This is a genomic window from Acinetobacter wanghuae (assembly GCF_009557235.1).
GTDB classification, from domain to species: Bacteria; Pseudomonadota; Gammaproteobacteria; order Pseudomonadales; family Moraxellaceae; genus Acinetobacter; species Acinetobacter wanghuae.
Genome location: NZ_CP045650.1, coordinates 21,978 through 37,726, shown reverse-complemented (window position 1 = coordinate 37,726; position 15,749 = coordinate 21,978). Strand labels below are relative to the sequence as shown.

General features: G+C 42.7%; 9 protein-coding genes, 2 tRNA genes and 3 rRNA genes. 5 read left to right on the top strand and 9 right to left on the bottom strand.

What is annotated here, in order from left to right; genetic code table 11:
* Nucleotides 1-18: 18 nt before the first annotated feature.
* The 4 genes from ileS to GFH30_RS00145 all read left to right on the top strand — a co-directional run bounded on the left by ileS (nucleotide 19) and on the right by GFH30_RS00145 (nucleotide 4,552).
* Nucleotides 19-2,865 (top strand): isoleucine--tRNA ligase, encoded by a 2,847-nt coding sequence (ileS, locus tag GFH30_RS00160; RefSeq protein ID WP_153370018.1) that lies wholly within the window; start codon nucleotides 19-21, stop codon nucleotides 2,863-2,865.
* Entirely contained in the window at nucleotides 2,858-3,397 is a 540-nt protein-coding gene (gene lspA, locus GFH30_RS00155; RefSeq protein ID WP_153370016.1) for a signal peptidase II, read from the top strand. The genes ileS and lspA overlap by 8 nt, the downstream gene beginning before the upstream one ends.
* On the top strand, nucleotides 3,390-3,872 hold the full coding sequence (locus GFH30_RS00150) for an FKBP-type peptidyl-prolyl cis-trans isomerase (protein WP_153370014.1): 483 nt from the start codon (nucleotides 3,390-3,392) through the stop codon (nucleotides 3,870-3,872). The genes lspA and GFH30_RS00150 overlap by 8 nt, the downstream gene beginning before the upstream one ends.
* A gap of 137 nt (nucleotides 3,873-4,009) precedes the next feature.
* On the top strand, nucleotides 4,010-4,552 hold the full coding sequence (locus GFH30_RS00145) for an NADPH-dependent FMN reductase (protein ID WP_153370012.1): 543 nt from the start codon (nucleotides 4,010-4,012) through the stop codon (nucleotides 4,550-4,552).
* A gap of 623 nt (nucleotides 4,553-5,175) precedes the next feature.
* On the opposite strand, the gene GFH30_RS00140 is transcribed toward GFH30_RS00145, so the two are convergent.
* From GFH30_RS00140 to GFH30_RS00100, 9 genes are all read right to left on the bottom strand, one after another.
* Complete coding sequence (locus GFH30_RS00140) at nucleotides 5,176-6,372, bottom strand: PQQ-dependent sugar dehydrogenase (protein WP_153370010.1); 1,197 nt, start codon at nucleotides 6,370-6,372, stop codon at nucleotides 5,176-5,178.
* A 129-nt stretch (nucleotides 6,373-6,501) separates the two neighbouring features.
* Complete coding sequence (locus GFH30_RS00135) at nucleotides 6,502-7,221, bottom strand: GGDEF domain-containing protein (protein WP_171501459.1); 720 nt, start codon at nucleotides 7,219-7,221, stop codon at nucleotides 6,502-6,504.
* A 259-nt stretch (nucleotides 7,222-7,480) separates the two neighbouring features.
* Nucleotides 7,481-8,248 (bottom strand): hypothetical protein, encoded by a 768-nt coding sequence (locus tag GFH30_RS00130; protein ID WP_153370007.1) that lies wholly within the window; start codon nucleotides 8,246-8,248, stop codon nucleotides 7,481-7,483.
* Nucleotides 8,249-8,485: 237 nt separating this feature from the next.
* Nucleotides 8,486-8,600: ribosomal RNA gene (rrf, locus tag GFH30_RS00125) — 5S ribosomal RNA — on the bottom strand.
* 180 nt (nucleotides 8,601-8,780) lie between these two features.
* Nucleotides 8,781-11,677: ribosomal RNA gene (locus GFH30_RS00120) — 23S ribosomal RNA — on the bottom strand.
* A 459-nt stretch (nucleotides 11,678-12,136) separates the two neighbouring features.
* Nucleotides 12,137-12,212: transfer RNA gene (locus tag GFH30_RS00115), tRNA-Ala, on the bottom strand.
* Between the two features lie 43 nt (nucleotides 12,213-12,255).
* Nucleotides 12,256-12,332 (bottom strand) — tRNA-Ile (locus tag GFH30_RS00110).
* 60 nt (nucleotides 12,333-12,392) lie between these two features.
* A 16S ribosomal RNA gene (locus GFH30_RS00105) occupies nucleotides 12,393-13,930 on the bottom strand.
* Together the 16S, 23S and 5S rRNA genes with 2 tRNA genes alongside form the textbook arrangement of a ribosomal RNA operon.
* Before the next feature lie 429 nt (nucleotides 13,931-14,359).
* Entirely contained in the window at nucleotides 14,360-14,932 is a 573-nt protein-coding gene (locus tag GFH30_RS00100) for a peptidylprolyl isomerase (RefSeq protein WP_153370006.1), read from the bottom strand.
* Nucleotides 14,933-15,035: 103 nt separating this feature from the next.
* Here GFH30_RS00100 and GFH30_RS00095 point away from each other — a divergent pair, with 103 nt between their 5' ends.
* Nucleotides 15,036-15,707: an acetoacetate decarboxylase family protein gene (locus tag GFH30_RS00095; RefSeq protein ID WP_153370004.1), complete on the top strand. Its 672-nt coding sequence runs from the start codon at nucleotides 15,036-15,038 to the stop codon at nucleotides 15,705-15,707.
* Nucleotides 15,708-15,749 lie beyond the last annotated feature (42 nt).

Sequence of the window (15,749 nt, the reverse complement as noted above, 5' to 3'; positions counted from 1 at the left end):
AATTGGAAGACAACTTGCATGAGCGATAAGCAAACTCCTGAAAATGCAGTGGATTACAAAGCCACGCTAAACCTCCCCGGTACTGAATTTGCGATGAAAGCAAATCTTGCAGTACGTGAAGCGAAATGGTTAGAAGAGTGGTATGCCGATGACATTTATCAGCAGATTCGTGCATCGCGTATTGGCAAGAAAAAATATGTGCTTCATGACGGCCCTCCGTATGCGAATGGTCAAATCCATTTAGGTCACGCAGTCAATAAAGTTCTTAAAGACATCATTATTAAAAGCCGTGTCATGGATGGCTTTGATGCACCCTACGTACCGGGTTGGGACTGTCACGGTTTGCCAATCGAACTTAAAGTTGAAGAAAAAGTCGGTAAAGTTGGCGTAAAAGTGGATGCATCAACTTTCCGTAAAGCTTGCCGCGAATATGCGTACACCCAAGTTGAACTTCAAAAGAAAGACTTCGTGCGTATGGGCGTGTTCGGTGATTGGGACAATCCTTACCTCACCATGAACTTCCAACAAGAAGCGAATATTGTTCGTTCACTCGGTGAAATTGCCAAAGCAGGTCACATTGAGCCGGGTCTTAAACCAGTCAACTGGTGTTTAGATTGTGGTTCATCGTTGGCTGAAGCTGAAGTTGAATACGAAGATAAAAAATCAGATGCAGTCGACGTTGGTTTCACGGTTGTTGATCTTACAGATTTATCTGCACGTGTTGGTGTTGACGTCAAAGATTCAACAGATATCGTGATTTGGACAACTACTCCTTGGACCATGCCTGCGAACCAAGCGGTTGCGCTACATGCGGATATCGAATATCAACTTGTGAAAGCAACAGGCGAAGACAAAGCAGCGCAAAACTTCATTCTTGCAAGAGATTTAGTTGAGTCTGCAACTCAACGTTATGGCTTTACCGCATTTGAAGTTATTGCTGATTTTGTGGGTGCAAAACTTGAAAACTTAGTTCTGCAACATCCTTTAATTTCTGAGCGTCAAGTGCCGGTGATTTTAGGCGAACACGTGATTGCAACCAGCGGTACAGGTGCAGTACATACAGCACCAGGTCATGGTGTGGACGATTACAAAGTTGGCTTACAGTACAACTTAAAAGTTGAAAACCCAGTCGGTGGTAACGGTGTCTATTTACCAACGTCTCCACTGTTTGCTGGCGAGCATATTTATAAAGCCAACCCGAAAATTATTGCAGCATTGACCGAAGCAGGCAAACTTTGGGCACATGTGGTGATTAAACATAGCTACCCACATTGCTGGCGTCATAAAACCCCAATTATCTTCCGTGCGACACCACAATGGTTCATCAGCATGGATGCAAAAGGCTTACGTCAAAAAGCACTCAATGCCATTGAAAATGACATCAGCTTCGTGCCAGATTGGGGTAAAAACCGTATTGAGGCGATGATCGAAGGTCGTCCAGATTGGTGTATCTCACGTCAACGTACGTGGGGCGTGCCAATTCCGTTCTTCGTACATAAAGATACCAATGAGCTACATCCGCGTACGCCTGAACTGACTGAAATCGTAGCAAAACTGATTGAAAAAGAAGGTATCGATGGTTGGTATAACCGTGATGCACGTGAATTTATCGGTGATGATGCGGATCAATACAATGCAGTACGCGATACCTTAGACGTATGGTTCGACTCTGGTACAACGCATTATGCAGTGCTTCGCGAACGTGAAGATCTGCAAGACCCTGCGGATTTATACCTTGAAGGTTCAGATCAACACCGTGGTTGGTTCCAGTCGTCATTGTTAACGTCTATTGCGATTAACGAACGCGCACCGTACAAAGGCTTATTGACTCACGGCTTCGTGGTCGATGAAAAAGGTCGTAAGATGTCGAAATCCATCGGTAACGTGATTACACCGCAAGACATCATTAAAGATATGGGTGCAGACGGTTTACGTTTCTGGATTGCATCTGCGGACTACCGTTACGAAATGACTGCGGGTAAAGAAATCTTTAGCCGTGCATCAGACGGTTACCGTCGTATCCGTAACACGCTTCGCTTCTTGCTTGCGAACTTAAATGGCTTTAAACCTTCTACAGACGCCTTGCCTGTGGATCAATTGATTGCACTTGATCAATACATCTTGCAACGTGCTGCGGAAGTGCAAAAAACCATTCAACAAGCATACGAAGATATGAACTTCCATATCGTGACGAATGCATTGACCAACTTCTGTATCAACGACTTGGGTGGTTTCTACTTAGACATCATCAAAGACCGTCAATACACTACGAAAGCGGATTCAGCTGCGCGTCATTCGGCACAAACTGCCTTGTATCACTTGGTACAAGCATTCGTACGTTGGATGGCACCTATCTTGACCTTCACAGCTCAAGAAGCATGGCCACTGATTCCTGAACAATCAGAGAAATATGTGTTTACTGCAGAATGGTATGACATTCCTGTGGCATCCACTGCGAATGTGATTTCTGAAGCTGAATGGCAAACGCTGATCTCTGTAAAATCTGCAGTGAACAAGTTTATTGAAGCTGCACGTACCGCGAAAACAGTCGGCTCGAACTTATCCGCTAAAGTTGAACTTTGGGCAAATGCTGAACTGAAAGCAGTCCTTGATAAGCTCAGCGATGAACTTCGTTTTGTACTGATTACCTCTCAAGTGATTGTGAATGACTTCGATGCAGCGCAAGGTGAAGCGTCTGATCTTGAAGGCTTGAATGTGAAAGTATCAGCGGCTGATGGTGAAAAATGTGTCCGTTGCTGGCATGTATTGCCTGATGTGAATACCCATGCGTCACACCCAGGTTTATGTGGTCGTTGTATTATTAACTTACCTTCTGGCCAAGGCGAAGAGAGAAAATATGCCTAATCCACAACCTAAAAAGGGTTTATTCCAATTCTACCTACACAATTTAGTGTGGGTGGGCTTATCCATTGTCGCGATCATTTTGGATCAATGGACTAAATGGATTGCAAGTACCAGTCTGAATTATGCAGATCCAGTACCTGTACTGCCCTTTTTAAATTGGACATTGCTACATAACTATGGCGCTGCTTTTAGTTTCTTGTCCGATGCCGGTGGATGGCAACGTTACTTCTTTACCTCGCTTGCAGGTTTAGTGTCTGTTATTTTTGTCTTTTGGCTCATGCGTATGCCAAAAAACGTGAAAGTATTGCCTCTTGCAGTTGCTCTTATTTTGGGTGGTGCAATCGGTAATTTAATTGATCGCGTCAGCCTTGGTTACGTGGTCGATTTCATTCACGTGTTTTACAACAACAGCCACTTCCCTGCTTTTAATATTGCAGATAGTGCCATCACTTTAGGGACTATCTTGCTCTTGATTGATACCTTTTTCCTTGAGAAAAGGCGTATTCAAGCTGCGGAAAAACAACATGACTGATTTTATCAATCCCAACGAAGACACACGCATCGAAGCGGGCTCAAAAGTAGATTTACACTTTTCTGTGGCCATTGAAGATGGTGTTGAAATTGACAACACGCGTAACCGTGAAACCCCAGTCAGCCTTGTAATGGGCGATGGCAGCTTATTACCGGGCTTTGAAAAAGCCTTGTTTGGTTTACGTGCAGGCGACCGTCGTACCGTCAGCCTTCCACCTGAAGATGCTTTCGGTCCGTGGAACCCTGAAAACGTACAAAAATTTGATACGGTAAAATTTGCTGAACGCCCAATCGAAGGACACATGATTGAGTTTGAAGACAAAGCCAAACAAAGCCTCTATGGCGTGGTGAAAACGGTGGGTGAAGATATCACTGAAGTCGATTTTAACCATCCATTAGCGGGTAAAAATATCAGCTTTGAAGTCGAAATCTTCAAAGTGACACCTGCGGGTCAGCAAGGCATCAAAATTATGTAAATCATGATGTGATTTCATGACAAATCAAAGCACCTTCGGGTGCTTTTTTCGTGCTGATTTTTCGATACAAATTGCATCTACATTCATTTTATAAAAACAATTACTGTAAAAACATCATAATACCTTTAGGAAAAGACATGAAAATTTATATTGTGGTCGGCAGTATCCGTGAGGGTCGTACTGCTATTAAAGTTGCAGATTGGGTACTCAATCAAATCCAAAGTTATGGCTTTGCCACTATTGAAACTGAAATAATCGATCTAAAAGAGTGGGATCTACCGATTTTTAGCGGTGCTAATCCACCACTGACTGGCATTTATGATCAACCCAAACAACAAGCATGGGCGGACAAAATTGCATTAGCAGATGCATTTATTTTCATTAGTCCTGAATATAACCATGGCTATAGCCCTGCGCTTAAAAATGCACTCGATTACTTAGGCAAAGAATGGCAGGGTAAACCCGCGGCTTATGTTGGTTATGGCGCAACCAATGGATCGCGTTCTATTGACCAAATTCGTCAGGTCGGCACTCAACTCGGCTTAGTAGATACCAATGCCGTGATTGAGATTCGAGATATTTTCTCACGTAATAAAGATCAGACTTTCCAAGCTAATGATTTTGATAATAAAGCCTTAAAGTTATCGGTCGATAAACTCATTCAATATGTGAGTGCCTAAAAAAGCTGACACTCTCGTACGCTTTAACCTACATTGGCTACCGTATATATCGGCTATGGCATACAGGGTTAAATGATTATATTAGCTTCATAGCCAAACAGGATGTTAGCTAAGCGATCAAATCATAATAAAAAGCGTCATTGAACAGGATGTTCACAGATTCGACAGGAGTCAAATCTGCAAAGCAAATCCAGAAAAGCCTCAACAGGATGTTGGGGCTTTTCTTTTGCATCATGAATAGTATCTAAGCTTTTTAAAATTTTGCTATGTTGCACAGTAATCAAACAATAGTGTAAGCATTTACCTACATCACACGCCGACATTTGAGGCTATACGTATCTCATATAAAATATTATATTAGTTTCATAGCAAGACAGGATGTCTTGAAATAAAAACAATAAATAAGGCAGCAGGATGCTGATGGATATGACAGGAGTTATATCTCTAAACAAAAGATCTGAAAAACCTCGACAGGATGTCGGGGTTTTTTCTTATCTAGCTCTTATCTAAAGAAACTGAATATTCAAAACAGGATGCCACGTGATGCAGCATCATTAAGACAAATGATTTAAAAAGCCCCACTTTTCGATAAAAATAAGGGCTGATTAATCAAATTAGAAAATTTATTGCGGCGTCATTTTAAGTAATTGAGCATTTTTACCATCTTCTAATACCCAAATTGAACCATCTTCTGCTTCAAGCAAACTACGAATACGTTGTTGCATATTTAAACGCTGAACTTCCTGTACGGGCTTCATTTCTGTATCCACAACAATAATGGCTTCCGAAGACAAACCGCCAATCAGTGCCTTATTTTTCCATGCAGGAAATTGATTGCCTTTATAAAAGATCAGGCTTGAGGGTGAGATAACGGGGGTCCAAGTCATTTCAGGCGCTTTCAGCTTCGGTTGTGTATGATGATCTGGGATTCCCTTGCCATCATAATGATCACCATCAGAAACCAGCGGATAACCATAATTTTCGCCTTTTACGATTACATTTAGCTCATCACCACCTTTAGGTCCCATTTCAACCACCCAAAGTTGGTCTTTATGATCGAGTGCAATCCCTAAAGGATTACGATGACCCAAACTCCAAACTTGTTTTGCGATCTCACCTTGCTGTACAAATGGATTGCCCGCTGCAGGTGTACCATCATCATTTAAACTTAAAACCTTGCCTAAATTCGATTGTAAATCTTGTGCAGGCTCAAATTTTTGACGCTCGCCAGAACTGATCCAAAGTTTGCCATCTTTACCAAATAACATTCGATGCGAATAATGTCCCTGACCATCTACCTTAGGCACTTGTTCCCAAATGGTTTTTACATTTTTGAGTTGTGGCGATGTGGAATTCGATAAATCTAATTCACCACGTGCGACGACAGCGCCATAGCCTGCCTGCCCTGCTGCTGCATAGCTGATATACACTTGATGATTCTGTGCAAATTGAGGATGTAATACAATATCGCCCAAACCACCTTGTCCACCATAAGCAACTTTAGGCACACCTTTTACTTCGACTTTTTGACGCGTCTGTGGATTAAATAATTGTAATGTGCCTTTTCGCTCAGTAATCAGTAATCGCCCATCCTTTAAAGCAGCCATTGCCCATGGTTCATTAAATTGCGCGATATTACTGACTTTATAAGTTTGCTGTGTTTGAGTGACAGATGAAGCAGCATTAGATTGCTGGATTGGTTTTGCCTGCTCTTGGTTCACAATTTTTTCTTTAGCGGTTTTGTCCTGTGCCTGACAGCCTGTCAGTTGATAAGAAGTCAAACCCAGACATAACATTGCACCTACATAGAAATGATTCATTATTATTCTTCACGTTTATAAAATTAGATCATTAATAATTTAGCATTCCATATCCTTACTCAGGGTATAAATACGTTATAAATCGTAAATAAAGGACACATTCTGAATGTTTGAAATATTTTATTTTTATTAATCCCTATATGAATGGATAGAGACTGAATCTCGATGATTTTTTGCTTGATACAATTGCTGATCAGCTATTTTCATCAAATCATATAAATTGCTATACACATACTGTTCATCCATCACGGCTGCGCCAATACTGATGGTCACTATCGATTTATGATCAGGTCGATTCGCATGTTCCCACATTTTTCGGCGTACTTGCATGAGACACTGATTCGCAACAGCATGTACATTTTCTAATGGAATCCCGCTTAAAATAATGGCAAATTCTTCACCCCCATAACGGGCAAAAAAGGCATTTTTAGGTAAGATTTTATTTAATGCCTGAACCAAATTTTTTAGGATGTCATCGCCCTTCAAATGCCCATAATAGTCATTATAATTTTTAAAATAATCCACATCGATCATAAAAAATGCCAAGCTATGATGCTGCGCAAGTGCTTGTTCATATCGCTTTTGAATCTCATGGTTTAAAGCATGACGATTAAAACTTCCAGTTAATGCATCCGTACGTACCTGTAACTCAAGCTTTCGATTTAATTCGTTCACCGTTTGTGTACGTTCTAAAACCTTATTATCTAAGCTTTTATTGAGTTGAAGTAATTTATGGTTTAAACGTTCCGACTCAAAGCTTTTATTTGCATAATCACGACTTAATTGGAATGTCACACAAATAAAGTAAATACATGATGAATAAAAAGAAATTTCGACAGAATCGATCAACTTTAAACCCAGCAAATAATCATGTAAAAATGTCAGGCAAAGCAAAGTAATTGCAAAAGCATTTAACTTTGAAAATGGAGTACGTGTCTTAAAAATTCGATAAATTGAGTAAAGAAGATTGAGAAATATAACCCCACTAAAAGCAAAACCTTTAAAGAAAAAATCCTGAAAAATTAGAGGTTGCTGAGTAAATGTAATTAAAATATTACATAGAATGAGACCAATAGAAATATTAAAAATATAACGATGGATTAAATTTTTAGGCAATAAATAAAGATATAAGATAAAGAATAAACAAGCGAATTCGGTTTAATAAATATTCTGCACGTGTCCCCCAAAGCCACGAGATATTCGTAAATAAACTATATAAAAAAGGTACAGCAAAAAATGATCTTAAACTCAAACATAAAATAAATAAGCTTAAGAACAATATAGGATTTTTTAAATAGCCACTTGGACGACGATACAATGCAAAGAGCAGCATAAAGCTACCCGTCATGAGCAAGATACCACTCATTAAACTCAGCGGAATAACTTGGCGATAAAACTTATGCAAAATAGGATGACTAAACCCAATATAAACCGGGTTTTCTAAACCACCACGAATATGTTTAAAACTCGATGCCTGCAAAGTAATTTCAATTTCTTTATTTTGTGAGAAGAAAGACGTTACTTTTGGCGCTAGCATGGTTCTATGCTGTAAGCGATCTCCAACCTCGCCTACTTGAGCGATCATACGTCCATCAACATACAGCTCATAAGCACCATATTGATAAGGCACATAAATATAAATATGCTTCTTAATTGCATTTTCAGGTAATATAAATTTTTGTTGGAATGAAGCGACACCATCTTTATGACCAGAAATCGTATAAAAAGAATTGGGGAGTTGGACTTCAGAGTGGGATGGAGGCAATGATTTATTATTATGTTTAAGGTCAAATATTAAATGATCAGGATAATAATTCCACAATCCTTCCAAATTTGCATTATTATTCTCGTCAAAATTCAAAGGAATCGCAGACATTGCGATGCTATTGCATAAAACGCACAAAATAAATAAGAAAACCGTATAAGTGCGAGACATGTAGAACATCAGATGAGATTATGTGAATATTATACTATTTCATCAGATAAAATGATCAACCATTAATCTGTTTTTAGCTTCGTTTTCTTTATCTAAAAAATTCGTTAGCTCGTTATAACTGTTCAGTTATAAAAAAACCCCCTCAATCATTTGATTGAGGGGGTTTTTGAATTAATGAGCTGGCGATGACTTACTCTCACATGGGTAATCCCACACTACCATCAGCGCTAAGAGGTTTCACTTCTGAGTTCGGGAAGGGATCAGGTGGTTCACTCTTGCTATTGTCGCCAGCACAACTGTTTATGATTACTCGCTATGGTCTTAGTTGCTTTCGCATGCCTAGCTTTGGTCAAAAGAGTTATTAACAGAGATATTTGAGTATCGATGTGTTGCTTAATTTTACTTAGCTTTCAAACTAAATCAAGTTGTTTTGTAGTGATTTCGACTACAACACCAACTGTTTGGGTGTTGTATAGTCAAGCCTCACGAGCAATTAGTATTGGTCAGCTTCATACATCACTGCACTTCCACATCCAACCTATCAACGTCGTAGTCTTCAACGGCTCTTTAGAGGACATAAAGTCCTTGGGAAATCTTATCTTGAGGTAGGCTTCCCGCTTAGATGCTTTCAGCGGTTATCCCTTCCGAACATAGCTACCCGGCGATGCGACTGGCGTCACAACCGGTACACCAGAGGTTCGTCCACTCTGGTCCTCTCGTACTAGGAGCAGATCCTCTCAAATTTCCAACGCCCACGGTAGATAGGGACCGAACTGTCTCACGACGTTCTAAACCCAGCTCGCGTACCTCTTTAAATGGCGAACAGCCATACCCTTGGGACCTGCTTCAGCCCCAGGATGAGATGAGCCGACATCGAGGTGCCAAACACCGCCGTCGATATGAACTCTTGGGCGGTATCAGCCTGTTATCCCCAGAGTACCTTTTATCCGTTGAGCGATGGCCCTTCCATACAGAACCACCGGATCACTAAGACCTACTTTCGTACCTGCTCGACTTGTGGGTCTCGCAGTTAAGCGCGCTTTTGCCTTTATACTCTACGCGTGATTTCCGACCACGCTGAGCGCACCTTCGTACTCCTCCGTTACTCTTTAGGAGGAGACCGCCCCAGTCAAACTACCCACCAGACATGGTCCTCGCTCCAGATTATGGAGCAGAGTTAGAACCTCAATATTACCAGGGTGGTATTTCAAGATTGGCTCCATCGCAACTAGCGTCACGACTTCAAAGCCTCCCACCTATCCTACACAAGTAAGATCAAAGTTCAATGTCAAGCTGCAGTAAAGGTTCACGGGGTCTTTCCGTCTAGCCGCGGGTACACCGCATCTTCACGGCGAATTCGATTTCACTGAGTCTCTGCTGGAGACAGCGCCCCCATCATTATGCCATTCGTGCAGGTCGGAACTTACCCGACAAGGAATTTCGCTACCTTAGGACCGTTATAGTTACGGCCGCCGTTTACTGGGGCTTCGATCAATAGCTTCGCTTGCGCTAACCACATCAATTAACCTTCCAGCACCGGGCAGGCATCACACCCTATACGTCCACTTTCGTGTTTGCAGAGTGCTATGTTTTTAATAAACAGTTGCAGGGGCCTGGTTTCTGTGGCTGTCAACCGCTCAGGAAGTAAATTCCGTCACCGTCGACAGCGTACCTTCTCCCGAAGTTACGGTACCATTTTGCCTAGTTCCTTCAGCAGAGTTCTCTCAAGCGCTTTGGTCTACTCGACCTGACCACCTGTGTCGGTTTCGGGTACGATTCCTGTGTAACTGAAGCTTAGAGACTTTTCCTGGAAGTATGGTATCAGCCACTTCGCTGTACAAGTACAGCTTGCTATCAACTCTCAGCATAGAGCACCCCGGATTTGCCTAAGATGCATGCCTACTGTCTTTCACCTGGACAACCAACGCCAGGCTGACTTAACCTTCTCCGTCCTCTCATCGCATTACACAGAAGTATTGGAATATTAACCAATTTCCCATCGACTACGCCTCTCGGCCTCGCCTTAGGGGTCGACTCACCCAGCCCCGATTAACGTTGGACTGGAACCCTTGGTCTTTCAGCGAACGAGTTTTTCACTCGTTTTGTCGTTACTCACGTCAGCATTCGCACTTCTGATACCTCCAGCAGACTTCTCAATCCACCTTCATCGGCTTACAGAACGCTCCCCTACCACTTGCAATAAATTGCAAATCCGCAGCTTCGGCATATAGTTTTAGCCCCGTTACATCTTCCGCGCAGGCCGACTCGACTAGTGAGCTATTACGCTTTCTTTAAAGGGTGGCTGCTTCTAAGCCAACCTCCTAGCTGTCTATGCCTTCCCACATCGTTTCCCACTTAACTATAATTTTGGGGCCTTAGCTGGCGGTCTGGATTGTTTTCCTCTTGACTACGGACGTTAGCACCCGCAGTCTGTCTCCCGGATAGTACTCATTGGTATTCGGAGTTTGCATCGGTTTGGTAAGTCGGGATGACCCCCTAGCCGAAACAGTGCTCTACCCCCAATGGTATTCGTCCGAGGCGCTACCTAAATAGCTTTCGGGGAGAACCAGCTATCACCGAGTTTGATTAGCCTTTCACCCCTATCCACAAGTCATCCCCTGGCTTTTCAACGACAGTGGGTTCGGTCCTCCAGTTAGTGTTACCCAACCTTCAACCTGCTCATGGATAGATCACCCGGTTTCGGGTCTACACCCAGCAACTAAACGCCCTATTAAGACTCGATTTCTCTACGGCTCCCCTATTCGGTTAACCTTGCTACTGAATGTAAGTCGCTGACCCATTATACAAAAGGTACGCAGTCACCGGACACAATGCCGGCTCCCACTGCTTGTATGCATGCGGTTTCAGGATCTATTTCACTCCCCTCACAGGGGTTCTTTTCGCCTTTCCCTCACGGTACTGGTTCACTATCGGTCAGTCAGGAGTATTTAGCCTTGGAGGATGGTCCCCCCATATTCAGACAAGGTTTCACGTGCCTCGCCCTACTCGTCATCATTACATAAGCCCTTTCGTGTACGGGAATATCACCCTCTACGTTCGCACTTCCCAGAGCGTTCCACTAAAGCTTATGTAACTTAATGGGCTGATCCCCGTTCGCTCGCCGCTACTAAGGGAATCTCAATTGATTTCTTTTCCTAAGGGTACTGAGATGTTTCACTTCCCCTCGTTCGCCTTGCATGACTATGTATTCATCATGCAATACCTACCTTATGGTAAGTGGGTTTCCCCATTCAGACATCTCCGGATCACAGGATATTTGCCGCCTCCCCGGAGCTTTTCGCAGGCTATTACGTCTTTCATCGCCTCTGACTGCCAAGGCATCCACCACATGCACTTAATTACTTGACTATACAACCCCAAACAGTCGACGGTACCTACAAGGAGCACCTTCAACATACAGTTCGAAGTACTGTGAATCTAATCACTGTACAGCTTCAATCAAAATCATATACCAAAACGCTTGATTCAGTTAATCGCTAGTTTCTCATCACTTCTTATTCAACCACTCACTTAGCTTACGCTTTGTAAGTTGTTGTTTAATTAGCTCTGAGCCTTAAACAATTTATTTCAACTCAAATATATTCTGTTAATGATTGTCTACGTCCTCATCGGATCGTAGCAACTGTGATAAATCACAGAGATTACCAAGTGCGCGTATCATAACGCTTATACTTGTTAATCTCTAGAATCTAAACACTTGACAGCTCAAGGACTAATCAACCTCAGCACCGTATGATCACATACTGCGCGAAGCGTAGCTTCTTGCCTAAATTTCAAGGAAAAGCATGCTTTTCTTGTCTTGAAATTTGGTGGAGACTAACGGAGTCGAACCGTTGACCTCCTGCGTGCAAAGCAGGCGCTCTACCAACTAAGCTAAGTCCCCAGCTTATCATTTAGATCAATGTATCTGATTTCTGTTTTGCAGATGGTGGGTCTGACAAGACTTGAACTTGTGACCCCACGCTTATCAAGCGTGTGCTCTAACCAACTGAGCTACAGACCCTCAGGTACATCGTATGAAGAACAACTTGTTGTGGATTCTTACCAATCGTCAATCTTTCGTTAAGGAGGTGATCCAGCCGCAGGTTCCCCTACGGCTACCTTGTTACGACTTCACCCCAGTCGTCGGCCACACCGTGGTAACCGCCCTCAATTAAGTTAGGCTAGCTACTTCTGGTGCAACAAACTCCCATGGTGTGACGGGCGGTGTGTACAAGGCCCGGGAACGTATTCACCGCGGCATTCTGATCCGCGATTACTAGCGATTCCGACTTCATGGAGTCGAGTTGCAGACTCCAATCCGGACTACGATCGGCTTTTTGAGATTAGCATCCTATCGCTAGGTAGCAACCCTTTGTACCGACCATTGTAGCACGTGTGTAGCCCTGGTCGTAAGGGCCATGATGACTTGACGTCGTCCCCGCCTTCCTCCAGTTTGTCACTGGCAGTATCCTTAAAGTTCCCGGCTTAACCCGCTGGCAAATAAGGAAAAGGGTTGCGCTCGTTGCGGGACTTAACCCAACATCTCACGACACGAGCTGACGACAGCCATGCAGCACCTGTATGTAAGCTCCCGAAGGCACCAATCCATCTCTGGAAAGTTCTTACTATGTCAAGACCAGGTAAGGTTCTTCGCGTTGCATCGAATTAAACCACATGCTCCACCGCTTGTGCGGGCCCCCGTCAATTCATTTGAGTTTTAGTCTTGCGACCGTACTCCCCAGGCGGTCTACTTATCGCGTTAGCTGCGCCACTAAAGTCTCAAAGACCCCAACGGCTAGTAGACATCGTTTACGGCATGGACTACCAGGGTATCTAATCCTGTTTGCTCCCCATGCTTTCGTGCCTCAGTGTCAGTATTAGGCCAGATGGCTGCCTTCGCCATCGGTATTCCTCCAGATCTCTACGCATTTCACCGCTACACCTGGAATTCTACCATCCTCTCCCATACTCTAGCCAACCAGTATCGAATGCAATTCCTAAGTTAAGCTCAGGGATTTCACATTTGACTTAATTGGCCACCTACGCACGCTTTACGCCCAGTAAATCCGATTAACGCTCGCACCCTCTGTATTACCGCGGCTGCTGGCACAGAGTTAGCCGGTGCTTATTCTGCGAGTAACGTCCACGCACCTAGAGTATTAGTCTAGGGCGCCTCCTCCTCGCTTAAAGTGCTTTACAACCAAAAGGCCTTCTTCACACACGCGGCATGGCTGGATCAGGGTTCCCCCCATTGTCCAATATTCCCCACTGCTGCCTCCCGTAGGAGTCTGGGCCGTGTCTCAGTCCCAGTGTGGCGGATCATCCTCTCAGACCCGCTACAGATCGTCGCCTTGGTAGGCCTTTACCCCACCAACTAGCTAATCTGACTTAGGCTCATCCATTAACGCAAGGTCCGAAGATCCCCTGCTTTCCCCCGTAGGGCGTATGCGGTATTAGCAGTCGTTTCCAACTGTTGTCCCCCATTAATGGGCAGATTCCTAAGTATTACTCACCCGTCCGCCGCTGAATCCAGTAGCAAGCTACTTTCATCCGCTCGACTTGCATGTGTTAAGCCTGCCGCCAGCGTTCAATCTGAGCCATGATCAAACTCTTCAGTTTAAAATCAGTAGTAGCTTAAAGGCTACCAATCTTGGCTCATCAATTTTCTGACAAATATTTCTCAAATAAACTTCGAGTAATTTCTACCATCAATCAATGAAAATAATTTCGATCAATCAATCAGTAAAAATCCACACAAGTTGTTCTTCATAATCTCTTAATGATCTTCTTAATACTTCGTCAGTATTAAGAGCTGGACTTCGATAAACTTAACAACTCAGCACTTCGTGCTTCGTTCGTTTCCGTCTATCTCGTCGGTATGGGCTCATTATAGGGCAATTTCCTACACGTGCAAGTGCTTTTAACTGACATAAAACACGAGTGTTTTATTTTTACACACCAACCTAATTATAATTTAAACAAAACACAACTCAAGCTACTGTTTTATATATAAAATTAATCATTTTAATTAATTTTCATATTTTTGAGCTATTTTACTTGCACTGCTTCTTTAATATGCACACTGTTAATCTTAATCGGGATTTTTGGTACATTTTGATGCATTGCATAGTTCACGGTAGGTGTTTTCGCAATTTTATCGACAATGTCCATCCCTTTAATGACTTGCCCAAACACAGCATAACCAGCATTCATCGCTGAACGATCTAAAAATTTATTATCAACTAAGTTAATAAAGAACTGTGAACGTGCTGAATTTGGTTGATTCATACGTGCCATGGCTAAAGTGCCACGTTTATTAGCAATGCCATTTGACGATTCATTTTGAATAGTCGGACGTGCATTGGGTTTTTCCACCATGTTTTCGTCAAAGCCGCCACCCTGCACCATGAAGTCTGGAATGACACGATGGAAGATTGTGCCGTTATAGAAGTTGGCTTTCACATACTCTTCAAAATTCTTTGATGAAATGGGTGCTTTGTCATTATAAAGTTCAATTTCAATCGTACCCGCTGTCGTTTTCATCTCGACCACAGTGTTCGCGGCAAAAATTTGCATACTCATTATGCTGAGTGCACATGCAGCTAAAATTGTTTTTAACATTATTTAACTCTTCTCATTACACGACATATATAGATATCGCGTTATATTAATCGTAGATCAAAAATAATGCAGCATATCTGCCGACTAAAATATTGAGAATAAGATGCGCTATCCTGAATTAGTGGAAAAAAATATCCATCAATTTCCGCCTTGGCATTTACAGGGGGACGGTTTTATTTTGAATTATTGGATATCACCGCAGTTTATTAAACAACATGCACAGTTTCATCTTGCCCCTTCGCCATTAGGTCGCATGGTTCAAGTGTTATTGGTACGTTATCAAAACGCTCCCATTGGACCTTATGATGAGCTGTTAATTCTAGATCATCCTTTAATGAGTAAACGTCGCTTAAGCTCCATTCCTAAAATTTATGTATCCACCCTTGAGTCTGTTATTCATGGGCAACATTTATGGGGCATTCCTAAAGAGCATGCTCAATTTGAATGGACTGAAGATGAAAAGCATCTGCAATGTAAGATTACCCATCAAGGTCAGCAGATGACGATTCATCTTTACCAACCCAAGTCAGCAAGACAGTTTTATATTAATAGTCACCATATTCCAAATTCGATGCTGACAATTCGCCAAGCATGGAAAGGACAACGCTTTCAATTTGCACCGACCTTTAGAGGACATCTCTCTAAGCTGAGCAAGGTCGAATGGCGAGACACTCACACTATTTTTCCAGACTTTTCACAAGCACGTTATTTACAAAGCTTTTATGTACCGAATTTTAGTTTGGTCTTCCCTAAAGCACGTATAAATGACAAATAAAAGAACGCGTTCCACGTGAAACGCCTTTTGACTATATATAGT